The sequence below is a fragment of the Pseudomonas sp. NBRC 111131 genome, assembly GCF_001320525.1.
Taxonomy (GTDB): Bacteria; Pseudomonadota; Gammaproteobacteria; order Pseudomonadales; family Pseudomonadaceae; genus Aquipseudomonas; species Aquipseudomonas ceruminis.
Genome location: NZ_BCBH01000031.1, coordinates 18,843 through 45,746, shown reverse-complemented (window position 1 = coordinate 45,746; position 26,904 = coordinate 18,843). Strand labels below are relative to the sequence as shown.

Below are 26,904 nucleotides of genomic sequence, written 5' to 3'. Positions count from 1 at the left end.
GGCGGCCAACAAATACGCGACAAAGGAATTTACGCACTGTAGAATCGGTTTACGAATACAACAATAAGGTCCTTCGCCACTGAAGGATCAGCCCAACGAGAATGGGTCCCTATGAGATACCAAGGGTTCAAACTGATCATTGGTGACTTCCTCGCCCGCAGCGTGCGAGGCATCCCATGTTCACCGCCAATTCTGTCCAGCATCCCCGGCATTCGATAATTTTTGCTTCTGATGAGGACATGAACATGGCTGATATCTTCGACAATCCAATGGGCCTGATGGGCTTCGAATTCATTGAACTGGCATCACCGACTCCCGGGGTTCTGGAACCGGTCTTCCAGATGCTCGGTTTCACCAAGGTGGCTACCCACCGTTCCAAGGACGTGCACCTGTATCGCCAGGGTGGCATCAACCTGATCCTCAACAATGAGCCCAAGAGCATCACCTCGTACTTTGCTGCCGAGCACGGCCCGTCGGTATGTGGCATGGCGTTTCGTGTACGCAATGCCCACGAGGCCTATGCCCGTGCCCTGGAGCTGGGTGCACAGCCAGTAGAAATCGAAACCGGCCCGATGGAGTTGCGCCTGCCGGCGATCAAGGGCATCGGTGGTGCGCCGCTGTACCTGATCGACCGCTTTGAAGAGGGCAGCTCGATCTACGATATCGATTTCAACTTCATCGAGGGCGTCGACCGTCACCCGGTAGGCGCGGGGCTGAAGATCATCGACCACCTGACCCACAACGTTTATCGCGGACGCATGGCCTATTGGGCCGGTTTCTACGAGAAGCTGTTCAACTTCCGTGAAATTCGCTACTTCGACATCAAGGGTGAGTACACCGGCCTGACTTCCAAGGCCATGACCGCTCCAGACGGCATGATCCGCATTCCGCTGAACGAGGAGTCGTCCAAAGGGGCGGGGCAGATCGAAGAGTTCCTCATGCAGTTCAACGGCGAGGGCATTCAGCATGTGGCATTCCTCACCGACGATCTGATCAAGACGTGGGACGCGCTCAAGGGTTATGGCATGCGCTTCATGACAGCGCCGCCACAGACCTATTACGAGATGCTCGAAGAGCGTCTACCAGGCCACGGGGAGCCGGTTGGCGAGCTGCAGGCCCGCGGCATTCTGCTCGACGGGGCGTCCGAGCCAGGTGACAGGCGTCTGCTGCTGCAGATCTTCTCGGAAACCCTGCTCGGGCCGGTGTTCTTCGAGTTCATTCAGCGCAAGGGCGACGATGGCTTTGGCGAAGGCAACTTCAAGGCCCTGTTCGAATCCATCGAACGTGATCAGGTGCGGCGCGGCGTGCTCAATGCTGAATGAGTAACGCGTACCGCCGTCACCCCTCGACGGCGGTACGACCCCGCTTGCCACGCTGCCTGAACGCCCCCCAGAAGACGATCGAACCGGTAATGATCCCCACCAGGGAAAGTGACGGAAGGATCTGGCGCAGTGCCTGTTGCGTTTCCTGGGCGGTGAAACCCTCTGCGTAGCCAGCCTTGACGGTGTAGCCGAACTTGCTCGATTTGCCTGTCTTGAAGAACTCGGCTTGCGAGGGTGGGGCAAGGTCTCGGCTGTCGCCATCTGCCCAGATGTACAGGTCGTCGAATTCCAGCAGCAACGTCAGGCCATCTTGAAAGCCACGAAGCTCGTTACGCAGCTCTAAGCCATAGGTCGTCGCAATGACGCTCACGTCGCCTTCGCGAAGCTGGTAGGCGACCAGAACTGCGTTGGGGGTAGCGGGTGAATCGAAAATCAGTTTTACCGAAGATTGCGAGTGCGCGAACAGCGAGCCGGTATCCAGGGCAGGAACCAAGGTGTCGCAGTAAGTTTGGCCATCGGTGGCCACCGCCAGCGCACGCAGGAAGTGGATGTCTTGAACCTGTTTGAGCAGGTGCTCCTTGGCCGATTCGCAAGGGCTGCCGGCAAAAGGCATTGCTGTGATGGCCGCTGCGCGCAACCGGTCCAGTGCAAGGTCGATGGAAAAGATGGCCTCCTGCACTGACACACGTGCGTTGTCTTCAAGCTTCTTGTCTTGCTGGTAAAGCATGACCGCCAGGCCTGAAACGACGGGCACCAAGCTGATTACCAGCGTCAGCAACACCTCCAGCATTCTTCGAGTGCCAATCCTGAATTTTGCCATGGGCCTGCTGCCCTCCTGTTCGAAGCCGTCCGTGATGGACTGTTGAACGAAGAGCCTATGTATCCAGCAGGGGCGCTACTGTAATCCGTAGCCGTTTTTAGCTTGGGATTGGTAGCGCCTTGGCGTAAGACCGATCACGAACTCAGTACCGAAAGTACCTTCTCGGCCAACAGGCCCGTGGAGGCGGGGTTTTGGCCGGTGATAACCCGGTCATCGCAAACCACGAACGGTTTCCAGGGGTCTTCATGCTTGCTGTAAATGCCGCCGCGGGCGCGCAGTTCGTTTTCCGTCAGGAAAGGCACCGCACTTTCAAGCTCGGCCAGTTTTTCCTCAATGTTGGAAAAGCCGGTGATCTGACGATCCTTGAGCAGTAGGCGGTTATCGCTGAGCTTGATGTTCAGCAGCCCGACTACGCCGTGGCATACCGCGGCAACGACACCGTTCTGTTCATAGATCTTGCGCGCCAGCTCCTGTAGGTGCTGGTTTTCGGGGAAGTCCCACATCACCCCGTGGCCGCCAGCGTAATAGATGGCGCAGTAATCGGCCGCGTTGACCTTGCCGGGGGGCAGTGAGGCACCGAGGCGGTTCATGAACGACTTGTCGTTATACCATTGCCAGTCCAGTTCCGGTGCCATTTGCAGGCTGTGCGGGTCGATCGGCACGTAACCCCCGCCAGGGCTTACGTAATCAGCGGTGTACCCGGCGTTTTGCACCTTATCGACGAAATGCACCGCTTCCCCCAGCCACAGGCCGGTGGCGCGGGTCAGGCTCGGGTATTTGGCTGTGTTGGTCAGCACCACCAGCATCTTCTTGCTCATTACCACGCTCCCATTGGTGTCAAATCAGGGAAAGCCACTGCATGATGCCGGGGGAAACCTAATGAGCATAGTTGTGGTTTGCACCGCTGCCACAATGGCGCTGTGCTACTATTTAGCGGGTATTAAGTAGTGCGGGCTAATTCAAACGTTCGGTATTGCAGTAATCGAACTTGCAGCAGATGATGAGGCCGAGGCTTCTTCATCCACTTAATGATGGAGGCAGCATAGTGTTTGCATACCGCGCTTCATCCACTCCTGCGATACAACCTGTTGAGTTGGCGCTTCGGGCAAAAGTGCAAGGGGCGATGGTACAACGCATCAGCACCTTCAACTGGCGAAAAACCGAACTTGGGCCGCTGCCGTATTGGCAGCCCTCGTTGCGCATCGCCGTGGACATGATGCTCCTTTCCCCCTTTCCCAGTGCCGTAGTCTGGGGTGGGGACATGACCGTGATCCATAACGATGGCTATGCCGCCTTGCTGAACGCCCGCGACGACGCCCTCGGCAAGCGCTTCGATACGGTGTGGGAGACGGCCTGGGGCGACATCGGCCCAAAGGTGTTCAAGGTAATGGAGAGCGGTATCGGGCTGCTCGAGGCTAACCCTCGTGCGATCCAACATGGGGATGCCGAAGCGTCGGCGTGGTACCTCTTCAGCTACACCCCCCTGTTCAATGAGCAGCATGAAGTGGCGGGTATGCTGCATACGGCGGTAAGAACCATGAGCGATGGGACCACCTTGGCCAACGGTGGCGGGGCTTAGTGAGACTTAAACTTCGTCGAGCATTTTTGCTATTTGTGCCTTCAAGTGCTTGAGTTCGAACGGCTTGCAGATCAATTGCATGCCTGGGGCAAGAAAGCCTTCTCGGGCCATCGCCGTCTCGGCGTAACCGGTAATGAACAAGACCGGTAGCAGCGGGCGCAAGTTGCGGGAGATTTCTGCGAGCTGGCGGCCATTCATACCGGGCAGGCCCACATCGGTGACCAGCAGGTCGACAGGTTGGCCGGCACGCAGGACTTGCAGCGCTTCGCTGGCGTTGGTAACGCTGGCACAGGAAAAGCCGTCTTCGTGCAGCGCCTGGCATAACAGTTCCCGTACGTGCGGGTCATCTTCGACCAACAGCACGTTACGGCCATGGTCAGCCGGGCGGGGTGAGGGCGTAGGCATTGGCTTGGGCGCCTTGTCGAGGTGGCGCGGCAGATACAGGTCCACTCGCGTCCCTTGGCCCATGCGGCTATTGAGCACCACATGACCTTGGGACTGCTTACTGAACCCGTACACCATCGAGAGCCCCAGCCCGACCCCCTGGCCGATCGGCTTGGTGCTGAAGAACGGGTCGAAGGCATGTTCAAGGGTGCTTTGCGACATGCCCTGGCCGTTGTCGATGATGCTCAGGCAAGCATACTCACCCTCGGCAAGGCCCGCGACAGCGAACTGTTGCGCCAGAACCTGCCGATTACACGCTTCGATGCGCAGCACCCCGCCGCTGGGCATGGCCTCGCACGCGTTGATCAGCAGGTTGTCGACGGCCTCTTGCAACTGCGCATCGTCCGCCTCCACCGGCCAGAGGTTTGCCGGCAGGTCCAGTTGCAGGACCACGGCGTGCTGGTGTGCCGCGCCGAGCCGCTGTGTCTGGAGCAAGGCATGCAGGTCGATGCGTTGGCTATGCAGCGATTGCCGTGAAGAAAACGCCAACAACCGATGAGTGAGCCGCGCTGCACGCGACACCGCTTCCTGCCCCATGTGCAGGATGCCTTCCAGGCCTTGGCTACGGCCTTGTTTCAGGCGCCGCTCAATCAACTCGAAGCTGCCGCCGATACTGGTCAGCAGATTATTGAAGTCATGGGCCACGCCGCCAGCCAATTGGCCGATTGCCTCCATTTTGCGGGTCTGCTGCACGGCCAGCTCGGCAGCCTGCTGCGCCTCGCTGCGAGCTTCCAGGCGGTGTTGCAGATCGAGCATTTGATCGCGCGCGCGATACTGGCGGCGCCTGTTGCGCAGCGCCACCCGAATCAGTTGCAGCAACTGTGCATCGTCAAAGGGTGTGGCCAGCAAGGTCAGGTTACCCAAGGGGTGGTCGGGCGGTGTGCCGGCCGAGGGGCAAGCCTGGGTGAGCAGCACAATCGGCAGGTCCGACCAGCTTGGTTGCTGGTCGATGAACCCTTGCAGCACAGCACTTGGGCTGTTGTCGAGGGTATGCTGGGCTATGATCGCCATGCCTGCACCTTCAGTAAGGTGGGCCTGCAGGTTGTCGATGTCGTCCGCGCAGAGGCAGTCGATACCCGCGCTGGCCAGTAACCTCGAAGTGTCCGTGGCCAGTTGCGGGGGTGCCAGAATCAAGGCACGTTCGTCCAGCGACAGCGGGCTGGCCAAAGCGATTCTCCTTCAGGGGCACTGCCGGTGCTTGGCCATGCCATAAGTGGTCCGATACCCACTGGACCACGGGCACTTGTACAGGGTTCAACCTAACTACAACCCCTGTTGCAGGAAAGGGTCATCCGGGTTTTGCCGCTCTAGCTCGGCAAGCAGAACCTGCACATTCTGCAACTGGCCGGTTTCTTTCCAGTATTGAATCAGCAGCACCCGTGCCCGGCGATTGGCCGGTTGCCGGCTGAGCAGGGTTTCAAGCTGTTTCTGCGCGGCATCGGCCTGTTCGAGGTCATGCAGGGTAACCGCCAGTGTGTAGCGATAATCGGCGTTGTCCGGCTCCAGTTCCACGGCGCGTGACAAGGCCAGCAGGGCATACTCGCGCTGGTCGTGGCGGATCAGCCAAAGGCCGAGCTCATGCTGCAGAAACGCCGAGTCCGGGCGCAGTGCCAAGGCCTTGCCCAGGACTTGCCTGGACGGGTCATGCTGGCCCTGGCGCTCCAGCAGGCGCACCTGTGTGGCCAGCGCGTCAAGGCTGTCCGGCGCCACTGCAAGGCTGCGCTGCAGCGCAGCCTGGGCCTGGGCATAGTCATTTTCGTGCAAATACAGCCGCGCCAGGTGCACTTGCGCCTCGGCGTCGTCAGGTTGCTGCTCCAGGGCTTGCTGGTACTGCTCCAGGGCGGCCTGCAAAGGGCCGAAGTAAAGGCCGATGGCGTCGGGGTCCAGGCCGAGCAAGGCATCCACGGCAGCGAAGCGTACGCTTTGCTCGTCATCATCCAGTAGCGGCCCCAACGCCAGGCTGCGCTGTGATGCCGGCAGCAGGCGACGGATGCTGGCGATGGCTGCGCGGCGCACCAGCGGGTCGTCGTTTTCCAGGTCCAGACGCGCCAGCTTCAGTGCCTGGGGCGATTGGTAATTGGGCAGCTCTTCGTACAGGGCTGCGCGACGGATCGGGGGCAGGTCGTCGCGTTGCAGTTGTTGGTAGAGCACCCGCGCGGCGCCTGGCTGGCCGTCGTGGGCCTGGCGCAAGGCCTTGGCGTAGCTATGCGCAGGCAATGTCGGCGGCGTGGGTTGGGTGTCCCGACGCAAGTAGACGATACCGATCGATACCAGAATCAGCAGCAGTACAGCGATCAGGTAGCGGTGGCGTCTGGGCATTGGGTAGTCCATGGCGGCGGGAACAAAGAGCTTGGGGCAGAACGTCGTGGGCTGCAAGCACCGTTAAGGTGCCCGCAGCGCCAACGCTGCAGGCAAAGCGGCTGGGTAAAGGCATTTCACGGGGCCTGGAGTACACCGGCGGCAGAGCCTGCCCTGGCCACATAAAAAAGCCCCGCGGGCCGAGGCCTGCGGGGCAAACGGTTGGGGGAGGATCCAACCAAAGGAGCCGTTGAAAGCGGGTGAATCAGCGTGTGCTGGCTACTGTTTCTGGCTGCCAGCCACCGCCCAGTGCCTTGTAGATCGAGACGATCCCGCGATACAGCTCGACCTCGCCCTGCGCCTGCGCATCTTCGGCGCTGAGCCGTTCACGTTCCGCATCGAGCAGCACCAGGTAGTCGACCGTACCTTCGCGATAGCGCACCGAGGCCAGGTCTGCCGCTTTGCGGCTGGCATCGCTCTGGCGCATCAGCGACAGCAGTCGCTGCTGGGTCTTGTCGTAGTCGCTGAAGGCATTGGCCGATTCCTCAAGGGCCAGCAATACCTGCTGTTCGTAGTTGGCCAGGGCGCCTTCGGCATCGGCTTTGGCACCGCGCAGACGCGCACGCACGCTGCCCAGGTCGAACGCTGCCCAGGTGATGCTCGGGCCCAGGCCCCAGGCGTTGGCAGCGGACGAGCCAATCTGCGAACCGCGCGCGGCAGTGAAGCCCAGGAACCCGCTGAGGCTGACCCGTGGGAACAGGTCGGCCGTTGCCACGCCGACATTGGCCGTGGCGGCTGCCAGCTGGCGCTCGGCGCTGCGGATGTCCGGGCGGCGGCGCAGTAGCTCACCGGGGTCGCCCACCGGCAGGGCCTTGGCGATGGCCGGCAGGGCTTTTGGCGAAAGGTCCACCGTCAGCGCGTCCGGGCGCTGGCCCAGCAGTGTCGCGATCCGATGGCGCGCGCGGGCCTGTTCGGCTTGCAACTGTGGCACGGTGGCTTCGACGCCGGCCAGACGGGCATCGGCGCGCACCACGTCCAGTTCGTTGCCAACCCCGGCGTCGCGCAGGGTTACGGTGATGTTGCGGGACTCCTGCTGGGTCTTGAGGTTGGCGACGGCGATCTTTTCACGCAACTGCGCACCACGCAGTTGGCCATAGGCGTCTACCAGTTCCGCGATCAGGCTGACCTGCAGTTGCTGCAAATCGGCCTGCGCCGCCGCGGCCTGGGCATCGCTGGCTTCGATCTGACGCTGGATGCGGCCGAACAAGTCGAGCTCCCAGGCCATGTCCAGGCCCAGGTCGTATCGCTCGCTGTTGACCCGCTGCTCGGTCTGGCCGGGGATCTGGCCCTTGCCGATCTCGCTGCTGGCGCGGCTGGTGATCACTGGCAACTGGTCGTTGGCGGCATCATCGCGGATCGCCCGTGCCGACTTGAGCCTGGCAAAGGCCACGCGCAGGTCGCGGTTGCCCTCCAGTGAGGCCTGCACCAACTGGTTCAGCACCGGGTCGTCGAACTGCTTCCACCACACGCTTTCGAAACGGCTGCGGTCAAAGGCCTTGGCTTGCATATCGCTGTCCAGACGCGCCGGTTCAGTGTCCGGGGTCTTGTAGTCCGGGCCTACTGCGCAGGCCGCCAAGGCCAGTGCCAGCAGGCTTGGGGTCAGGGGTTTGAGCAGGTTCATGCATGGCTCTCCAGCGATTGAACGCGTTCGGCCTTGCGGGCCTGGCGACGTTCGACGAAACGGCGGATCAGGAAGAAGAACACCGGGGTCAGGAACAGCCCGAACACGGTGACACCAATCATCCCCGAGAACACCGCGACACCCATGGCGTGGCGCATTTCCGAGCCGGCACCGGAGGAGAACACCAGCGGTACCACACCCATGATGAAGGCGATCGAGGTCATCAGGATCGGGCGCAGACGCAGGCGGCAGGCTTCCAGTACCGCAGCCAGCGGATCCAGGCCCTTGGCCTGCTCATCCTTGGCGAACTCGACGATCAGGATCGCGTTCTTGCATGCCAGGCCCACCAGTACGATCAGGCCGATCTGGGTGAAGATGTTGTTGTCACCTCCCGAGACGATCACCCCAGTGATGGCCGACAGCAGCGTCATCGGCACGATCAGGATCACCGCCAACGGCAGGCTCCAGCTCTCGTACTGGGCAGCCAGCACCAGGAACGCCAGCAACACGCAGAGCGGGAACACCAACAGTGCAGTATTGCCCGAAAGGATCTGTTGATAGGTCAGGTCGGTCCACTCGAAGGTCATGCCGTTGGGCAGTTCCTCTTTCAGCAGTTTCTCGATGGCGGCTTCGGCCTGGCCGGAGCTGTAGCCAGGGGCGGCCGCACCGTTGATTTCCGCGGTGATGAAGCCGTTGTAGTGCATCACGCGATCCGGTCCGGAGGTATCGCTGACCTTGAGGAAGGTCGCCAGCGGGATCATCTCGCCCAGGTTGTTGCGCACCTTCAACTGGCCGATCTGCTCGGCGTCGAGGCGGAACTGCTGTTCCGCCTGGACATTGACCTGATAGGTACGGCCAAAGCGGTTGAAGTCGTTGGTGTACAGCGAGCCCAGGTAGACCTGCAGGGTGTCGAAGATGTCGGTAATCGCCACGCCATGGGTCTTGGCCTTCTCCCGATCGATGGCGGCATCGACCTGCGGCACGTTGACCTGGTAGCTGGTGAACAGGCCCGCCAGTTCCGGCACGTTGTGGCTCTTGGCGATGATGTTCTGGGTTTCCTTGTACAGCGCTTCGTAGCCCAGGTTGCCGCGGTCCTCGATCTGCAGGCGGAAGCCGCCGATGGTGCCCAGGCCCTGTACCGGCGGCGGTGGGAAGATCGCGATGTAGGCATCCTGGATGTCGGCGAACTGGGCGTTCAGCGCGGCCGCAATGGCCGCTGCCGACTGGCTTGGGTCTTTGCGCTCATTGAACGGCTTGAGCGGGGTGAACACGATGCCGCTGTTGGGGCTGTTGGTGAAACCGTTGATCGACAGGCCCGGGAAGGCAACCGAATCGGCAACGCCGGGTTGCTTCAAGGCGATTTCGCTCATGCGCTTGATCACCGCCTCGGTACGGTCGAGGCTCGCCGCATCAGGCAGTTGGGCGAAGGCTACCAGGTACTGCTTGTCCTGGGCCGGCACGAAACCGGTTGGGGTGGACGAGAAGCCCAGGTAGGTCAGGCCCATCAGCCCGGCATACACGAACAGGGCGATACCGCTGGAGCGGATGACCCGACGCACGCCGCCAACGTAGCGGTGGCTCGCGCGGTCGAAGAAACGGTTGAACGGCGCGAACAGCCAGCTGCCCAGCAGTTTCTCCAGGAACCGCGAGAAACGGTCCTTGGGTGCATGGTGATCCTTGAGCAGCACCGCGGCCAAGGCTGGCGACAGGGTCAGCGAGTTGAACGCCGAGATCACGGTCGAGATGGCAATGGTCAGGGCGAACTGCTTGTAGAACTGCCCGGTAAGACCAGAAATGAACGCGGCAGGAACGAACACCGCGCACAGTACCAGGGCGGTGGCGATGATCGGCCCGGTCACCTCGCTCATGGCCTTTTGCGTGGCTTCCAGCGGGGGAAGGCCCAGCCCGATATTACGTTCGACGTTCTCCACCACAACGATGGCGTCGTCCACCACGATGCCGATGGCCAATACCAGCCCGAACAGCGACAGGGCGTTGAGCGAGAAGCCAAACAGGTGCATCACGGCAAAGGTACCGATCAGCGACACCGGCACGGCCAGCAGCGGAATGATCGAGGCGCGCCAGGTCTGCAGGAACAGGATCACCACCAGCACCACCAGCACCAGCGCTTCGAACAAGGTGTGCACCACCGCCTCGATGGAACCGCGTACGAAGATGGTCGGGTCATAGACGATGCTGTAGTCCATGCCCTCGGGGAAGTCCTTCTTCAGTTCGGCCATCTTCGCCCGTACTTCGTCGGAAATCTCGATGGCATTGGAGCCTGGGCGCTGGAAGATCGGCAGGGCCACGGCCGGCTGGTTGTTCAGCAGCGAGCGCAGGGCGTACTGGCTGGAACCGAGTTCGACCCGGGCAATGTCCTTGAGGCGTGTGATCTCGCCATCGGCACCGGCACGGATGATGATGTTCTCGAACTCTTCCTCGTTGACCAGGCGGCCTTGAGTGTTGATCGACAGCTGGAAGCTGGTCGAGCCGGGGGCGGGCGGGGCGCCCAACTGGCCGGCAGCGACCTGGCGGTTCTGCTCGCGAATGGCGGCCACCACATCACTGGCGGTCAGGTTGCGCGAAGCGGTTTTGTTCGGGTCGAGCCACACCCGCAGTGAGTAGTCGCCCATGCCGAACAGTTGCACGTCGCCCACGCCGCCCAGGCGCGCCAGCTCATCCTTGATGTTGAGGATGGCGTAGTTGGACAGGTAGAGCATGTCGTAACGGTTGTCCGGCGAGGTCAGGTGCACCACCATGGTCAGGTCGGGCGATGCCTTGTCGACGGTGATACCGATGCGCGTCACTTCCTCCGGCAGCTTGGGCTGGGTGCGGGTGACCCGGTTCTGTACCTGCACCTGCGCGTTGTCCAGGTCGGTACCCAGGGCGAAGGTGATGGTCAGGGTCAGCTTGCCATCGGCGGTGGATTGCGAGGACATGTACAGCATGTTCTCGACACCCGTGATGGCCTGCTCCAGCGGCGCGGCGACGGTTTCGCCGATGACCTTGGGGTTGGCACCGGGGAAGTTGGCGCGCACCACCACGGTGGGGGGCACCACTTCCGGGTATTCGCTGATCGGCAGCTGGAACAGCGCGATCGAACCGGCGATCAGCAGCACCAACGACAGCACCGCGGCGAAGATCGGCCGGGTAATGAAGAATTTCGAAAAGTTCATCGGTGTGATCCCTTAACCGCGTGGCGCCTGGGCGCTGGCGACTTTCTCAGTGGAGCCCGCTACGTTGCGCACGCTGTTGCTGGCTTCCAGGGCCTGGCGCTGCTGGGCGAGCGCGGCGAGGGTCTGCTCGCTGGCCATGGGTGTTTCTTCCGGCGTGACGGGCGAACCGGGGCGCACGCGCTGCAGGCCCTTGACCACGATGCGATCGTCTTTGGCCAGGCCACTGCGCACGATACGCAGGCCTTCGAGCTTGGGCCCCAGCTCCACGGCGCGGTAGGTCGCCTTGTTGTCCTTGTCCATGACCAGCACGAACTTCTTGCCAAGGTCAGTGCCCACGGCTTCGTCGTTGATCAGCATGGCGTCGTACTGTGCGCTGCCGACCAGCTTCAGGCGTGCATACAGGCCTGGGGTGAACTGGCCATCACGGTTGTCGAACACGGCGCGGCCACGGATGGTGCCGGTACGCGGGTTGACCTGGTTGTCGACGAAGTTCATCTGGCCCAGGTGCGGGTTGCCGGTTTCGTTGGTCAGGCCCAGGTAGACCGGGGTGGTCTGACCGCGCTGGCCTTCGCGTGCCAGCTGGGTGTACTTGAGGTACACGCGCTCGTCGGCGTCGAAGTAGGCGTAGACCTTGTCGGTGGAGACCACGCTGGTCAGTGGCGTGACGTCGGCGGTGACGATGTTGCCGGCGGTGTACTCGGCACGGCTGACGCGGCCGCTGATGGGCGCAGTCACGCGGGTGAAGCTGAGGTTCAGGCGGGCCAGATCGAGCTGGGCCTGGATGGCATCGACGCCGGCGCGGGCTTCGGCAGCAGCGCTGCTGCGCGATTCGGCCAGCTCGGCGGAAATGGCGTTGCTGTCACGCAGGCGCTCGCCGCGGCGGGCTTCGTTGGCGCTGCGCACGGCAGTGGCCTTGGCCTGTTGCAACTGCGCTTCGAGGCGGCGCACCTCAGCCTGGAACGGGCGCGGGTCGATCTGGAACAGCAGGTCGCCTTTCTTGACCTGGGCACCTTCGGTGAAGCCGACCAGGTCAATCTGGCCGGACACCCGTGGGCGTATTTCGACGGTTTCCGGTGCTTCGAGGCGGCCAGTGAACTCGTCCCATTCGTTGATCGGCTGCTCGATGACCTTGGCGACGCTGACCTTGGGCGCGGCGGGAGCTTGCACGGCGTCGGGGGTGCGGCCACAAGCGCTGAGCACCACCACTGCCAGGGCAGCGAGGGGAAAGCGCAAGGGTTTGAGTGAGTGATCCATGGAGAACTCCGCCAATGTATTAGTAGTGGGCGGAGTGTGAGTGCCTTGCGCGCGACGCACGAATCGAACGGAGCGAAGGTTATTATCACGCGCAATGATATGTCGGGATATTTCATCGATGGCAGGCATGGTAGGGTGCCGGGTGCTGATGGGGCGCATGTCGCGGCCTTCGCTGATCGGGCAGGCATTGACACCGGTGATAGGCGGCTATCTGTTCGAGCACTTTGGTGCGATGGGGGTACTGCTGACGTTGTGCCTGCTGGCGTTGGTCAACGTCGTACTGGTGGGGGCGGTGATGCGGCGGGTGCAGCAAAGTCGCGCAGTGAAGCTGTAGGCGCGGCCAGGCGCTGAAAAAGGGCCGCACTGCGGCCCTGTACCCTCAGCTCAATACGCGGAACCCATGGGTGCCATCGCGCTCCAGTTGCGCAATCAGACCGAACTCCCAGTCCAGGTAACCCTGCATGGCTTCACGCGGGTTGTCCGTTCCCTCGTAAGGCCGACGATAACGGTCAGTGCGCGCCGCCGCCAGGTGCGTTTCGCCCGCCTCCACGGGCTCGCCAGCCGCTATCCACCGGGCCGTGCCGCCTTCGAGCACGTACACCGGGGTTTGCGTCAGCGTCTGCAGGTCAGCCGCCGCAAACCGTGCCAACAGGCTGCTGCCGCAGGTCAACACATAGCGTTCGGCCACCGGCAGTCGCTCCAGCGCCTGGGGCAACTGGGCCCGAATGGCCCAATGGGCACCGGGGATATGGCGTTTTACGTAGTTGGCGCTGGCAGTGAAGTCCAGCACAACGGTGCCAGGCGCTTGCTGCCAGTCGCGCAGTTGCCCCACGCCGATTTCCGTTACCTGCGGCAACGCGGGCAGCGGTGCCTGCCATTCGCCGGCCTGGCTGAAGTCGGCAGCCGAAAGGCCATCCACCACCGCCACCTGCCAGCCCATCTGGGCCAGCCACGAGGCGCTCATGTTGGCTCGCGCACCGTCGTCATCCACCAGCGCGATGCGTGCCCCGCGTACGCTGGCAACGTGATCGGTCTCCTGGACCAGTTGCCCGCCCGGCACCGAGCGGCTGTTGGGCAAGTGCCCCTTGGCGTATTCCTCCGGGGTGCGAACGTCGAACAGGTAGGTCGTGCGGCCGGTGTCGGCCTGCCAGGCAGCCAGGGCTTCGCGGTCCAGCCGCGACACACCCGCCTGGTCCGCCACCTTGCGCGCCCGTGCCGCGGCATCGGCCCGGGTAGCGTCGCTCACGGCAGCGAACTGCCTGTCCTGCCCATGGGCCAGTTGTTGCCCGGCCAGCGTCCAGCCGATAGTACCGTTGCGCAGCGCGGCCACCGGGTTGGGGATGCCAGCGTTGACCAGTGACTGGGTGCCGATGATGCTGCGGGTGCGCCCGGCACAGTTGACGATCACCTGCGTAGTCGGGTTGGGCGCCAGCTCCGCCACCCGCAGTACCAGCTCGGCACCCGGTACGCTGATGCCCCCCGGGATGCTCATGGTCTGGTATTCGTCGAATCGCCTGGCGTCGAGCACCACCACATCGGCCTTGGCATCGAGCAGCGCCTGCACCTGTTCGGCGGCCAGCGAGGGCGTGTGGCGCACGCTCTCGAGCAACTCGCCGAACGCCTTGCTTGGCACGTTGACATCGCGGAACAGCTCGCCGCCGGCGCTGCGCCAGCCCTCCAGCCCACCTTCGAGCAGCGCTACATCGCTGTAACCCAGGGCCAGCAAGCGTTCAGCCGCTACAGCGGCCAAGCCTTCGCCTGCATCGTAGACGGTGATGGCGGTATCGCGCCGTGGTATCCGGGCGTACACCTCCAGCTCCAGTTTCGACAGCGCAATATTGGCCGCGAACAGCGGGTGTTCCTGGGCGAACGGGTCCTCTTCGCGAACGTCGATCAGGGCCAGTTCCTCACCGCCCAGCAACGCCTGGCGGATGTCATGGTAGGTACGTGTGGTGACAGTGCTCATGGTGCAGGGTTCTCTTTGGACAAGTCCCAGATGTTGGGCAAATGGGTATTGGAATAACCGGAAATGAATGGCTTCTGCGTGCCGTCGGGCAGGAACACGGCGCGGCTGACCGCGCCGATGTTGGCGCCATAGACGTGGATGCTGATCGACACCTGATCAGCAAACGCATTGCTGACCTGATGGATGTCGCCGATGCGCGGTGACACGGCTTCCACATGCCCTGGATCGATACGCACCGGCGCGCCCGCAGGCACCAGCGCCCCCTGTTCGGTAACGGCAAAGCCTTGGGAATATTCTGCGCCGCGCAGCATGCCGATCAGGCCCCAGACGCGGTGGTCGTGGATGGGGGTTTGCTGGCCCGGCCCCCAGACGAAACTGACCACGGAAAAACGCTGGCGCGAGTCACAGTGCAACAGGTACTGCTGGTAACGGTTCGGGTCTGGCTGGGCCAGTTCGTCGGGCAGCCAGTCATCGTGGGCGACCAGGCTGCGCAGCAAGGCTTCACCCTGGTCGAGGAGGGTGGCCTCGTCGGTTTCCCGATCGAGCAGGTCGCTGAGGGCGCCGATGAAATGGCGCAGGCGCTCGTGGCGCAAGGGGTGGCTCATGGTTCGGGCTCGGCTGACGGTTTGGTGTAACCCTAGCAAAGCCTATTAATATTCTCAAAATTCAATTTGTGTATAAGCTAAGATGCAAAAAATGCATTTACAGGCGGCCCATTATGTTTTGAAATCGGCGCATGTCGAAGGCATGAGGTTATGCCTAAAGCGCATTTCACACCCCGTTTTATAACCGTTAGCTTATAAGCATCCCGCTATCTAGATTCAAAACATCTATTGGAAACGACGAGACCGCACGTGCGGATCGACCTGTAGTGCCCCAAGGGCATTTGGAGACGAACGTGCGATACCTCAAGCAACTGGCCGCCGGTGTGCTGGCCACCACCCTGAGCCTGACTGCAGCCGCGCAAACCCTGGTGGTCGGCGACCAGAGCTACAACGCCCGCGCCGTGATGGAAGCGGCCGGCGTGCTCGACGATGTGCCTTATACCCTGGACTGGAAGCAGTTCACCGCAGGCTCCCCGGTGGCCGAGGCGCTGAACGTCGGCAGCCTGGACCTCGGCCTGTTGGGCGATGCGCCACCGCTGTTCCTCGGCGCCCTTGGCGCGCCGATCAAGGTCGTTGCGGTCAGCCGGCAGAACCTCGGGGGCGTGGCCATCCTGGCGCGCAAGGACTCGAACATCCATAGCCTGGAAGACCTGCGCGGCAAGCGTGCGGCCATCTGGAAGGGCTCCTGGAGCCAGCAGCTGCTGTTCAGCGCCCTGGACAAGGCCGGTGTGCCCCGCGATGCGTTGGAGCTGCGTTACCTCAGCGCGCTGGATGCCTCGCATGCCCTGGACGGCGGCTCGGTGGACGTGATCGCCACCTGGGAACCTTATGTCACCCAGCAGGAACGCCAGGGTGCGCGGGTGCTGGCGACGGCCGAAGGGCTGATCCCGGCGCAGAGCTTCGTGGTCGCCAACGCCAAGTCGGTGGACACCAAGCGCGCGCAGATCGCCGACTTCCTGCAGCGTTTGAAGAAGGCCCGCACGTGGGCCCTGAGCAACGCAGCCAACACCGAAGCCTACGCCGACGCCTGGGCCAGTCGCACCCGGGCTGACCGTGATATCGCCCGCCTGTGGTTCGCCCGTGCGCGCACTGATGTGGCGCCGCTGAGCCCGCAGGTGATGGCCGATGCGCAAAAGACCGTGGACTTCTTCGCAGGCATTGGGCTGATCAAGGCCTACCCGGCCGCCAGCCTGTTCGACACCTCGTTTGCCGCAGCGTTGGCCGGCGATCACTGATCTTGTCTGTACCGGCCTTTCCCGGGCTTGCGCGGAAACGGGCCGGTACGAAAAACACAGGGAATCCCCATGACCACCCGCAAAATGAAACTTGGCGCCCTGACCATGGGCTGCGGCGGCCCAGGCCGGCACAACCTCTGGCTGGACCCTGAACTGCCCGCCGACGCCAGCGTCAACATTGACTGGTACATCGACATTGCCCGCCAGGCCGAAGCGGCACTGTTCGACCTGATGTTCATCGTCGACAGCCAGTTCATCACCCCCGGTTCGCCGTCGCATTACCTCAACCGGCTTGAGCCGCTGACCTTGCTGTCCGCCCTGGCCGTCACGACTCGCCATATCGGCCTGGTAGGTACCTTGACCACCTCCTACAACGAACCCTATAACGTCGCCCGCCGCCTGGCCTCGCTGGACCTCATCAGCAAGGGCCGCGCCGGCTGGAACGTGGTCACCAGCGGCGACGCCGGCACCGCTGGCAACTATGGGCGTGACGAACACTACGACTACGACACCCGCTATGCCCGGGCCCAGGAACATGTGCAGGTGGTGCAGGGGCTGTGGCATTCGTACGAGGACGACGCGTTCCCGCGTGACCGGGCCACAGGCCAGTTCCTCGACCCCTCGAAGCTGCATGCGCTGAATCACAAGGGTGAGCACTTTTCGGTCGTGGGGCCGCTGAACATCCAGCGCTCGCCCCAGGGCCAACCGGTGATCTTCCAGGCGGGGGATTCGCAGCAGGGGCGCGACCTGGGGGCCGCCACTGCCGATGTCATCTTTACCCACGCGGCAAGCGTCGAGCAGGGCCAGGCGTTCTACCGTGACGTCAAGGCTCGTGCCGCGCGCCTGGGCCGCGACCCGGAGCAACTGCTGGTGTTGCCGGGGGCAGAGATCTACGTCGGTGACACCGACGAACATGCCCGTGAAATCGAACGTCATTACCACCAGCAGGACCACAGCTTCGCGCTGGCGCTCAAGGAGTTCGGGCGCAACTTCGGCTGGCACGACTTCAGCCAGTACGAGCTGGATGCTCCTTTCCCGCAGCAGAGCCTGGAGTATGCCCGCAGCAGCTTCTTCACCAATGCCAAGCGCATTGCCGACCAGGCGCGGGAACAAGGCTTCAGTTTGCGCCAGGCGGTGGAGTTCGGCCGCCAGTTGCGCCCCGGGGCGTTTGTAGGCTCGGCAGAAACCGTGGCGGCAAAAATGGCCGACTGGTTCCAGGCGCGGGCGCTGGATGGCTTCAACATCTACATTGGCCACCCAGGGCAGTTCCGTCGCTTTACCGAGGAAGTGGTGCCGCTGTTGCAGGCGCGCGGCGTATACCGCACCGCGTATGAAGGCAGCACCTTGCGCGAAAGCCTGGGCTTGCAGATTCCGCAGTTCCGCCAATAACGGCAAGGGCCGCGGCGCGGCCCATTGCCGGTCAGAAATCATACGCCAGTTTTGTGTACCAGTACCCACCCCCGGGGTGAAACGGCGGGTTGCCATACGCTGCCTGGTTGCCGTTGGCGTTGTACACCCCATGCTTGTCCGGCCGCACATCGAAGAGGTTGGTGCCGCCCACGCTCACCGTCAGGCTGTCGAGCAGCAGGTAGGAGAGGTCCAGGTCAGTGATCCATTTGGCGCCGAAACTGCGGTCCTGGGCAGGGTTCTGCTGCCAGGTCTCGACCTTGCCGTAGCGGGTGGCTTGCAGGGTGGCCGTGAAGTTGCCGAGCAACCATTGGCTGCCCAGCACCCATTTGGTCTTCGGCGAGGCCGCCACCAGGTCGCCTTGGCGGCCATGGCCGACCACGTCGATACCGGCAGCCGTCAGCGCTTGCGGCGTGTCCCGCGCGCCACGCACTGTGGTCTTGTTCCAGTTGAACCCCAGTGTCCAGCGCACATCGCCCCAGCCGCCGAACTCGCTGGTGTGGTCGGCCACCAGGTCGAGGCCGCGGGTACGGGTATCGAAGGCGTTGGTGTAGTAGTTGATCCAGGTGGTGCGGGCCAGGCCCAGGGATTGGAGGATGTCGCCAATGGCGCCGGCGCCGTTCTGGCGGTCGTAAAGGTTTTCGCTGAGCAGGATGCGGTCGTCGATGTCGATCAGATAGGCATCCAGGGTGACGCTGGTGCGCCGTGCCGGTTGCCAGGTCAGGCCCAGGCCGGCGTTGCGCGATTTTTCCGGGTCGAGCTTGTCTCCGCCAAAGGCCAGCGCTGCTGCGCTGCCTGGGGCCACGGTGCGGCGCAGGGCGGGCACCACGTTGCCGTTGGCGTCCAGTGCGGTGCGGTTGTCGCTGACGGTATAGCCGCTCTGGGTCAGCGATGGCGCGCGGAACCCACTGCCCAGGGTGCCGCGCACGGCCACGGTGTCTGTCAGTGCATAACGCGAGTTGAGCTTGAAGCTGGCGGTGTTGCCGGAGTCATCGTCGTAGTGTTCCAGGCGCGCCGCGGCACCCAGGTACCAACGCGGTGTCAGGTCAAGGCCAAGGTCTGCATAGGCGGCGTAGTTGTTGCGCTTTACATCGGCCTCGTCTTCCGGGCGAATGGTCAACGCCGCCTGGGCGCCAACCGCGGTCTGGCCGTTGGCCAGCGCATACAGCGGGTTGGGGCGGCCGTCGGCCAGGGTGGCAGGGTAGGTGTAAGGGCCGACGCTGTAGGCGATCGGGTCACCGGCGAAGGTGCGAAAACGCTCCCAGCGATGCTCCAGGCCCGCCGATACACGGGTGGGCACCGCCAGGCCGAACAACCCGTCGAAGGCGCGGGTAATGTCGAAGTTGTTCACCCATTGGTCGAACTGCAGGGTCGCCAGGTCGTTGAACGAGGTGGGTGAAGCGGGGCCGTAGGTCGGGTTGAGGGTCAGGTCGCTGGACTGCTGGTTCTTGTTGCGCCCGTAGGTGGTGGACAGGTCCCAGTCCCAGGCGCCCGCCACGCCTTTGGCGCCCAGCAGCCACTGGTAGTCAGTGTCCTTGATGTTGTTCAAGGGGAAATAGCCGTCGGGAAACAGTTCGGGGATCGATGCGTTGCTGTTGGGCAGCCGGTAGTTGTTGTAGGCCTCCAGCTTGCGTTCGGCATAGGTGGCGAACGAGTACAGCTTGAGGTCGTCATCGAGCGGCAACTCGGCGTTGTAGCCGAGGTTGAAGGCGCGCAGGTCGGGGTCACCGTTCTTCACGGCGCGATGGTCCCAGGCTGCCTGGCGGTCGTCCTCGAAGTAGGCGCGGTAGTCTGGCGCGGCTTTGTCGATCCAGTTGGCCGTGCCGCGTTTGCGCGCCTCGCCCGAGAGGTGTAGGAAACCGCCGTCGCCCAGGGTAAAGCCCTGGTCGCCGGCCAGCTTGGTGGTGTTGCCTTGGCCGCTGTACAGCTGGCCGTAACTGCTCTCGTAATGGCCACCGCTGCTGGCGTTCTTGAGGATGATATTGATCACCCCGGCTACGGCGTCCGAGCCGTACTGGGCCGCCGCGCTGTCCTTGAGCACTTCGATGTGCGACACCGCGCTGACCGGGATCATGTCGATGTCCACGGCATTGGCGCCGCTGTTGTCGGTCGAGCCGCTGGCCGGCACGGCGCTGTTGTGGCGACGCTTGCCGTTGACCAGTACCAGGGTGTAGGCCGGCCCAAGGCCACGGTTGCTCAGTGGCCGTACACCGGACTGGAAACCGGCGATGTTGGTGCCGAAATTGAAAGACGGCAACAGTTTGGAAATGGCCTCCGACAGCTCGGCTCGCCCAGTGCGCAGCAGTTGCTCGCTGCTGAGCACGTCGATGGGGGCGGGGCTGTCGGCAACCGTGCGTTGGTTGCCGCGCAGGCCAGTGGAGATCACCGTGACAGTGCCCAGGCGCGGGTCGTCGTCGGTGGTGGTTTCGGCGTTGGCCAGTGGGGCAAGCAGGCAGACCAGGGGCAGGGCGATGAAAGGGGCTTTTGACATCATGTCCTCGTAAACGGCGCGCAGGGGTTCAGGCGCCAAGCCCGTGAATGGGCTGGCGGCAGAGGTGGCGTTGACGATGGGGGCTGTGCCGGTGGATTACCTGTGGGTGCGGCGTCACCCACCTAAGGTTGGTACAGCCCTGCTGAATCTAGGCCGTGCGCGCCGTACGCCCAGCTTCTTGTTGCTCAACCAGCGTGCGAATGCGGGGGATCAGCTCCTGCCCATATTCCACCGCATCGCGCAGCTGATCGAAACCACGGAACAGGAAGGTCGTCACCCCCAGTTGGTAATACGCCAGGGTCGCCTCCGCCACCTGGTCTGCAGTCCCCACCAGCGAGGTCGAGTTGCCGGCCCCACCGCCCAGCGCGGCGATTTCGGTCCACAGCCTGGTGTCATGCACCTTGCGTTGGTTGGCCAGGGCCACTAGGCGTTCGGAGCCGGCGTTGCTCTTGCCGAAGTTCTTCTCGCGGCGGTTGCCCTGGCGAATGCCGATACGCTGCTGGGCATCGGCGAGAATACGCTCGGCCCGTGCCCAGGCCTCTGCCTCGGTGGCGCCGAGGATTGGGCGCAGCGACAGGCTGAAGCGAATGTGTTGTTCCCGGCCATAACGGGCGGCGGCCTTTCGTACTTTGGCGATACGCTCGCGCACCTGCTCCAGCGGCTCGCCCCACATCATGTAGACGTCGGCATGCTTGGCCGCGACCTCGACAGCGGCGTCGGAAGCGCCTGAGAAGTAGATCGGTGGATGCGGTTGCTGCACGGGTTTGACCAGCGTCAGGTTGTCTTCGACCCGATAATGCTCGCCTTGGTGGTCGAACGGCTCGTGACGCGTCCAGGTGTCGCGCAGCACCTGCAGGTATTCATCGGTGCGGGCATAGCGGGCATCCTTGTCGAGGAAGTCGCCGTCGCGCTGCAGGTCGCCGCTGTCACCGCCGGTGATCACGTTGATAGAGGCGCGGCCACGGCTGAGTTGATCGAGTGTGGCGAACTGACGTGCAGCGAATGTGGGCGCCTGGAACCCAGGGCGGTGCGCTACCAGCAAGCCGATGCGCTCGGTGATCGCCGCGACATAGGTGGCCAGGATCAGCGAATCGGGTGCGCTGGTATTGACGGCCAGCAACGCCTTGTCGAAGCCGCCGTATTCCTGTGCCTGGGAGAATGCCTTGATGAACTCCAGGTCGACCACCGGGCCACGTGGGGCCTGTGATTCGCTGCCTTCCTGGGGGCCAATGAGGCCGATGAATTCGAGGCTCATAGGTGAAGCTCCTGTGTGGTGAATGGGCGATTCGGACCACAGCAGGCGTGTGCACAATGGCAGCGGGGAAGCCTGGCGTGGTCGTGGTAGACGGCCTCCGCCAGGCTTGGGGTCGGTCTTGATAAGCAGACATTAGCCTGTAGCAGGCGGCGTTGTGAAAGGCTTTGTGGTTCTAAGCTAATTATGTAAAAAGAAAATAATAAAACTTATTCAATATGCAAGATTGGCAAGTTTTAAGGTGGGTGTCGCGGGTGCGCGATAACCCGGAATCGCCCCGATAAGCGCCCTTGTGTAGGTGCTTTGCGGGTGCTCGAACACGTGCTCCACCGTTCCCTGTTCGACGACCTTGCCGTGCTGCAACACCACCACATGGTCGGCCATGCTGGCCACTACGGCCAAGTCATGGGACACCAGGACATAGGCGATACCGAGTTCGCGTTGCAGTTCATCGAGCAGTTGCAGAATCTGCGCCTGTACCGACACATCCAGCGCGCTGACCGGCTCGTCCAGCAGCAACAGGTCAGGTTGCAATGCCAGTGCCCGGGCGATGGCCACCCGTTGCCGCTGGCCGCCGGAGAGCTCACGTGGCAGCCGGTCGAGGTAGCTGACCGGCAAATGCACCCGCTCGATCAGCGACCGGGCTGCCTGCTCGAGCGCAGGCCCCTTGAGCAAGCCGAAGGACACCAGCGGCTCAACGATGCTGTCGAACACGGTGAAGCGCGGGTCAAGTGCCGCGAACGGGTTCTGCTGTACCAGTTGCATGCGCCGGCGCAGCGGACGGAACGCCTGCCAACCCAAGCCCGTGACATCCTGCTGGGCGAACAACACCCGCCCCTGGCTGGGGGGTTCCAGGCCCAGGGCGATACGCAGGGTGGTGCTCTTGCCCGAGCCAGACTCGCCGACAATGGCCAGCGTCTGCCCGGGGTGCACCTGCAGGCTGAGGTCGTGCAGGGCGACAAACTGCTGGTTCTGGCCGTTGAGCCTTGGCAGTTCGAAACGCTTGCCGACTCGCTCCAGGCTCAGGATCGGCCCGGTGCCGGGCGTTGCCGGACGCGGTCGACGCCGCGTCGCAAATGCCGGTGCGGCGGCGAGCAGGGCGCGGGTGTAAGGGTGGCGGGCGGCTTCGACGATGCGCCGTGGTGGCCCTTGCTCGACCAGTTCGCCTTGCTTCATGACCAGCAGACGGTCGGCCCGCTCGGTGGCCATGGCCAGGTCGTGGGTGATGATCAGTAGCGTAATGCCGCGCTCGGCCACCAGTTGCTGCAGGTGATCGAGGATTTTGCGTTGCACCGTCACGTCCAGCGCGCTGGTGGGCTCGTCGGCAATGATCAACCGCGGGTTACCGGCCAGGGCAATGGCGATCAGGACCCGCTGACGCATGCCACCGGACAGCTCGTGGGGGTATTGGCGGGCGCGCAGGGCCGGGTTGTCCAGGCCAACCTGGGTGAGCAACTGCAGCACATCGGCGTCGACACCGGGGTAGCGCCTGCCTTGAGTGAGTGTGAGGGCTTCGGCAATCTGCTGGCCGATGCGCAGCGTCGGGTTGAGGCTGACCATCGGGTCCTGCGGCACCAGGCCAATGGTGCGACCGCGCAGTTGCCGTTTCTGCCGTTCGCTGGCGCGTGCCATGTCGATACCCTCGACCCACAGCCGGCCCTTGTCGATGCGCGCGCTGCCCGGCAACAGGCCGAGCAGTGCATTGGCCAGGGTCGACTTGCCCGAGCCGGACTCGCCTACGATGGCCACGGTTTCGCCCTGGTGCAGGGTGAACGAGAGGGCGTTGACGGCCTGGGTGGCCTGGCCACCGGCGTGGTAACTGACGCTGAGTTCGCGTACTGCGATCAAGGGCTGGCCGGTCATCGTGCGTTCTCCTCGAAGGTGCGGGCAAGGTGGTTGAGGCTGAACACCACGGCGACCACGAACAGGCCGGGCAACAGCGATACCCAGGGAGCGGTGATTAGGAAGTGCCGGCCGTTGGCGATCAGCGTGCCCCATTCGGCGGCGGGCGGGGCGGCGCCGAAACCTAGAAAACTCAGCCCGGCAGTGGCCAGGATGGCGGCACCGAAGTCCAGCGTGGCAAGCACCGCCACCGGCCCCCAGGCATTGGGCAGAATGTGCCGCAGCAACGTGCGGCTCCAACTGGCGCCGCCTAACCGCGCGGCCTCGACATAAGGCAGCGTCTTGACCCGCAGCACTTCGGCGCGGGTGGTGCGGGCAAAGCCCGGGATGATGCCCACGCCCACGGCGATCGCCACCGGTACCGTGCCGAAACCGATGGCCGTGACGATTGCCAGCGCCAGTAGCAGGCCCGGCAGCGCCAGCATGACGTCGATCAGGCGCATGATCACGGCGTCGATCCGCCCACCGGCAAAGCCGGCCAGTACGCCCAGGCCGAGGCCACCGGCCAGCGCGATGGCCACTGCCAGCAAGGCCGCCAGCACTGAAAGCCTGGCGCCATACACCACGCGGGTGAACAGGTCACGGCCCAGCTCGTCGGTGCCGAACCAGTGCAGGCCGTTGGGTGCGCTGAGCTTGTCAGTCGGGGAGGTAGCGTAAGGGTCGAAGCTGGTCAGCCAGTGCGGTACCAGCGCGGCGGCCAGGGCGAAGCCCACCACCAGCAATGCCAGGCTGAACCCAGGGCGGCGCAACAGTGGCGCCAGCGCCTGGCCGACGCGCTGCAGGCGGCTGCGGCGTTTCCAGGTGGCTGGGGCGGGCGGGGTAAGCTGCAGGCGGGTAGCGATGGTCATGCTCGGGTCACCTTCGCGGCGTGGTTGATGCGTGGGTCAAGGTAGGGGTAGAGCAGGTCGACGATCAGGTTGACCAGCACGAAGGCGGCCGCCGATACCGTGACGATCGCCAGCACCACCGGGATGTCCTGGCGCAGTACGGCTTCCTGGGCCAAACGGCCGACGCCATTGCGCGAGAAGATAGTTTCGACCAGCACCGCCCCCGACACTGTATTGCCCACCTGCAGCCCGACCAATGTGAGGATGGGCAGCGCGGCGTTGCGCAGGCCATGGCGGGCCTGTACCTGGGCCCGGCTCAACCCTTTGGCGAAGGCGGTAATAATGTAGGGCTCCTGCCAGACGCCTTGGAAACCTCGCTGCAGCACCTGGGCGTACACCGCCGCGCTGGGGATGGCCAAGGTCACAGCCGGCAGCACCAGGCTGGCCAGGCCTTGGCTGCCGGTGGCGGGGAACCAGCCCAGGCCGAAGGCGAACACCTGGATCAGCAACAGGCCCATCCAGAACACCGGCACCGAAAACCCCAGTGACGGCAGGCGCGCCAGTGCCACTTTCAGCGGACGCCATTGCAGGTAGGCGGTCAGGTAGGCCAGGCCGACACCGCCCAGCAGCGACAGGGCGATGGCCAGCCCGGCCAACGCCAGGGTTTGCGGCAAACGCTCGGCCAGCAACTCGGTCACCGGCCGGTTGAGCGACAGCGACTGGCCCAGGTCGCCCTGCAGCGCTCGCCAGAGCAGGTCGAAATACTGCTCGAGCATGCTCTTGTCCAAGCCGTAGTAGGCGCGCGCCTTGGCCAGGTCGTCGGCGGACAGGCCGTCGACTTCCATCCCGGAGGCACTGAGCATGATTGCCAGGGTGTCGCCTGGCAGCAGGTACAGGATGAAATAGGTGATGGTATAGGCGCCCCATAACACCAACAGCGCCTGACCGATGCGGCCGATCAGGTAGCGGTTCATGGCTGGCCGACCTCGATGTCGCCGAGCAGTGCGAAGCCTTCGGCGGTCCAGCGGAAGCCCTTGACCCGCGGCGCGGTGGCCGCCTGCCAAACCCGCTCGTACAGTGGGAAGGCCGACGCTTCATCCACCAGCAGGTCCTGCAGTTGCCCGTAAGCCTGGGCCCGCTGCGCATCACCGGTGGCGGTGATGCCGCTGTCGAACAGTGCCTGGGCCTTGCTCAGGGTCTGGGGCTCGTAGGTATTGGTGGCCAGTGTGGTGCTGTTGGCGGCGCGCGGGTCGAGGATGGTCTGCAGGATGATCGGGTCGGCCCGGGTCATGTAGGTAGAGGTCAGGTCGTAATTGCCTGAAGCATTGCCGGCCACCCACTCGGCGCGGGTCAGGACGTTGAGCTTGAGGTCGATGCCAACCTTGCGCAGTTGGTCCTGGATCAGCACATCGCCGGCGCTTTCGGTCGGGGTGAGGTTGTAGCGCAGGGTCAGGCGCTTACCGTCCTTGTGGCGATAGCCGTCGTCGCCCTTGTTCCAGCCTGCGGCATCCAACAGGCGTTCTGCGCCTTGCGGATCGTAGCTGAGCTTGTCGCCCTGGGCCTTGAAGTACGGGGTGGTCACGTCATAGACACCGCTCACCACCGGGAACTGCGCGTTGTAAACAGTGTGGGCATAGCTGGTGCGGTCGATGGCCTTTTGCAGGGCCTGGCGTAGCTGGCGATCGGCGAGCAGGCGGTCATTGCGGGTGTTGGGGTAAAGGTTCAGCGCAGGGCCTGGCAGCGAGCGGCTCTGGATTGTCGCGCCCTTGGCCTGGAACAATTTGAGGTCGACTTCGGAGAACGGGTTGCGCGGCCACAGGATATCAGCCTTGCCCTGCAGGAACAGACCGTTGCGCACACTCTCTTCCGGAATGTAGCTGATATTCACCGCGTCCAGGTGCGCCGCGCCCTGGTTTTTCATGTTGGCCGAAGGCCAGGCGTAGTCCGCGCGTTTTACCAAGTGTGCACCGACTTCGGGCGTGTAGTGCTCGAGCACGAAGGGGCCGGTACCGATGATCTTGCCCAGCGATCGCTCCTTGGCAGAGAGGGTGTACGAGGCCGGGGCGAGCACTGCCAGGTTAGTGGTGGAAGTCGCCTGGAGGAAGCCGGCATTGGGCCGCGACAGCACCAGGCGTACCGTGAACGGGTCGAGCACTTCGGCATGGTCGTAACCGGCCAGGTAGGTGGCGCCGAACGTGGCGGGCAGTTGCGCGGCGAATGCCTTGTTGCTGTCGAAGGCTGTCTTCACCGCCTCGGCGTCGAAGCGCTCGCCGTTGCTGAAGGTGACGTCCTGGCGCAGGTGGAAGGTGTAGCTCAGGGCGTCGTCACTGACTTCCCAGCGTTTTGCCAGCCAGGGGATGATGCGGCCGCTGTCCGGGTCCTGGTCGGTGAGCGACTCGACGACATTGCGCAGCAGCACACGGTGCTCCAGCCAATACACTTGGAACGGGTCAACGCTGACCAGGGTGGTGTTGTCGCCCCAAAAGGCGATATTCAAGGTGTTGCGGTTGGCATCTTCGCCGGAGGGCGAGCAGCCGGCGACGGCCAGGGCCAGGGTGCAGGCACTGAGCAGGTGTTTGGCAAGGCGCAGTGGGGGCATGGGGCGTTCCTTCAATGGGGGGTCATTGCCAGGCCTGCCTGCCCGC

Annotated in this window: 19 protein-coding genes and 1 pseudogene; 5 read left to right on the top strand and 15 right to left on the bottom strand. The window is 63.6% G+C overall.

All coding sequences use genetic code 11. The features are described 5' to 3' along the window. The first annotated feature begins 245 nt into the window (after positions 1-245). Entirely contained in the window at positions 246-1,322 is a 1,077-nt protein-coding gene (gene hppD / locus APH34_RS22550; protein ID WP_054903004.1) for a 4-hydroxyphenylpyruvate dioxygenase, read from the top strand. A gap of 16 nt (positions 1,323-1,338) precedes the next feature. Here the strand turns inward: hppD and APH34_RS22545 are convergent, their stop codons facing one another. Both APH34_RS22545 and APH34_RS22540 read right to left on the bottom strand, forming a co-directional pair. Beyond that, complete coding sequence (locus APH34_RS22545; protein WP_054903003.1) at positions 1,339-2,142, bottom strand: CSS-motif domain-containing protein; 804 nt, start codon at positions 2,140-2,142, stop codon at positions 1,339-1,341. Between the two features lie 134 nt (positions 2,143-2,276). Next, positions 2,277-2,960 (bottom strand): type 1 glutamine amidotransferase domain-containing protein, encoded by a 684-nt coding sequence (locus APH34_RS22540; RefSeq protein ID WP_054903002.1) that lies wholly within the window; start codon positions 2,958-2,960, stop codon positions 2,277-2,279. 305 nt (positions 2,961-3,265) lie between these two features. On the opposite strand from APH34_RS22540, the gene APH34_RS22535 reads away from it, so the two are divergent. After that, positions 3,266-3,721, top strand: coding sequence for a hypothetical protein (locus APH34_RS22535; RefSeq protein WP_054903001.1), 456 nt, complete (start codon positions 3,266-3,268; stop codon positions 3,719-3,721). Between the two features lie 6 nt (positions 3,722-3,727). Here the strand turns inward: APH34_RS22535 and APH34_RS22530 are convergent, their stop codons facing one another. The 5 genes from APH34_RS22530 to mexE all read right to left on the bottom strand — a co-directional run bounded on the left by APH34_RS22530 (position 3,728) and on the right by mexE (position 12,574). Beyond that, positions 3,728-5,332 carry a response regulator gene (locus APH34_RS22530; protein ID WP_054903000.1) on the bottom strand — a complete coding sequence of 535 codons (1,605 nt, stop codon included), beginning with the start codon at positions 5,330-5,332 and terminating at the stop codon, positions 3,728-3,730. A gap of 96 nt (positions 5,333-5,428) precedes the next feature. Beyond that, complete coding sequence (locus APH34_RS22525; RefSeq protein WP_054902999.1) at positions 5,429-6,484, bottom strand: tetratricopeptide repeat protein; 1,056 nt, start codon at positions 6,482-6,484, stop codon at positions 5,429-5,431. Between the two features lie 244 nt (positions 6,485-6,728). Then, on the bottom strand, positions 6,729-8,144 hold the full coding sequence (locus APH34_RS22520) for an efflux transporter outer membrane subunit (RefSeq protein WP_054902998.1): 1,416 nt from the start codon (positions 8,142-8,144) through the stop codon (positions 6,729-6,731). Beyond that, positions 8,141-11,320 (bottom strand): efflux RND transporter permease subunit, encoded by a 3,180-nt coding sequence (locus APH34_RS22515; protein ID WP_054902997.1) that lies wholly within the window; start codon positions 11,318-11,320, stop codon positions 8,141-8,143. The genes APH34_RS22520 and APH34_RS22515 overlap by 4 nt, the downstream gene beginning before the upstream one ends. Before the next feature lie 12 nt (positions 11,321-11,332). Continuing rightward, positions 11,333-12,574: a multidrug efflux RND transporter periplasmic adaptor subunit MexE gene (gene mexE, locus APH34_RS22510; RefSeq protein ID WP_054902996.1), complete on the bottom strand. Its 1,242-nt coding sequence runs from the start codon at positions 12,572-12,574 to the stop codon at positions 11,333-11,335. A gap of 142 nt (positions 12,575-12,716) precedes the next feature. Between mexE and APH34_RS22505 the strand changes: the two are divergent. Continuing rightward, positions 12,717-12,908 (top strand): annotated as a pseudogene (locus APH34_RS22505) (MFS transporter); the annotation flags it as partial. A 45-nt stretch (positions 12,909-12,953) separates the two neighbouring features. Here APH34_RS22505 and APH34_RS22500 read toward each other — a convergent pair. Both APH34_RS22500 and APH34_RS22495 read right to left on the bottom strand, forming a co-directional pair. Then, positions 12,954-14,540, bottom strand: coding sequence for a rhodanese-related sulfurtransferase (locus APH34_RS22500; protein WP_054902994.1), 1,587 nt, complete (start codon positions 14,538-14,540; stop codon positions 12,954-12,956). Continuing rightward, entirely contained in the window at positions 14,537-15,145 is a 609-nt protein-coding gene (locus APH34_RS22495) for a cysteine dioxygenase (protein ID WP_054902993.1), read from the bottom strand. The genes APH34_RS22500 and APH34_RS22495 overlap by 4 nt, the downstream gene beginning before the upstream one ends. Positions 15,146-15,438: 293 nt before the next feature. Here APH34_RS22495 and APH34_RS22490 point away from each other — a divergent pair, with 293 nt between their 5' ends. Beyond that, a complete protein-coding gene (locus APH34_RS22490; RefSeq protein WP_054902992.1) occupies positions 15,439-16,380 on the top strand; it encodes an ABC transporter substrate-binding protein in 942 nt (313 codons plus the stop codon). Between the two features lie 69 nt (positions 16,381-16,449). Further along, positions 16,450-17,769: an LLM class flavin-dependent oxidoreductase gene (locus tag APH34_RS22485; RefSeq protein ID WP_054902991.1), complete on the top strand. Its 1,320-nt coding sequence runs from the start codon at positions 16,450-16,452 to the stop codon at positions 17,767-17,769. A gap of 31 nt (positions 17,770-17,800) precedes the next feature. Here APH34_RS22485 and APH34_RS22480 read toward each other — a convergent pair whose 3' ends face one another. The 6 genes from APH34_RS22480 to APH34_RS22455 form a co-directional block, all read right to left on the bottom strand. Continuing rightward, entirely contained in the window at positions 17,801-20,278 is a 2,478-nt protein-coding gene (locus APH34_RS22480; protein ID WP_156358110.1) for a TonB-dependent siderophore receptor, read from the bottom strand. Positions 20,279-20,426: 148 nt separating this feature from the next. Next, positions 20,427-21,533, bottom strand: coding sequence for an LLM class flavin-dependent oxidoreductase (locus APH34_RS22475; protein WP_054902989.1), 1,107 nt, complete (start codon positions 21,531-21,533; stop codon positions 20,427-20,429). A 210-nt stretch (positions 21,534-21,743) separates the two neighbouring features. Continuing rightward, positions 21,744-23,393 carry an ABC transporter ATP-binding protein gene (locus tag APH34_RS22470; protein ID WP_054902988.1) on the bottom strand — a complete coding sequence of 550 codons (1,650 nt, stop codon included), beginning with the start codon at positions 23,391-23,393 and terminating at the stop codon, positions 21,744-21,746. Then, a complete protein-coding gene (locus APH34_RS22465) occupies positions 23,390-24,280 on the bottom strand; it encodes an ABC transporter permease (RefSeq protein ID WP_054902987.1) in 891 nt (296 codons plus the stop codon). The genes APH34_RS22470 and APH34_RS22465 overlap by 4 nt, the downstream gene beginning before the upstream one ends. Beyond that, entirely contained in the window at positions 24,277-25,233 is a 957-nt protein-coding gene (locus tag APH34_RS22460; RefSeq protein ID WP_054902986.1) for an ABC transporter permease, read from the bottom strand. The genes APH34_RS22465 and APH34_RS22460 overlap by 4 nt, the downstream gene beginning before the upstream one ends. After that, positions 25,230-26,858 carry an ABC transporter substrate-binding protein gene (locus tag APH34_RS22455; protein WP_054902985.1) on the bottom strand — a complete coding sequence of 543 codons (1,629 nt, stop codon included), beginning with the start codon at positions 26,856-26,858 and terminating at the stop codon, positions 25,230-25,232. The genes APH34_RS22460 and APH34_RS22455 overlap by 4 nt, the downstream gene beginning before the upstream one ends. Between the last annotated feature and the right edge of the window lie 46 nt (positions 26,859-26,904).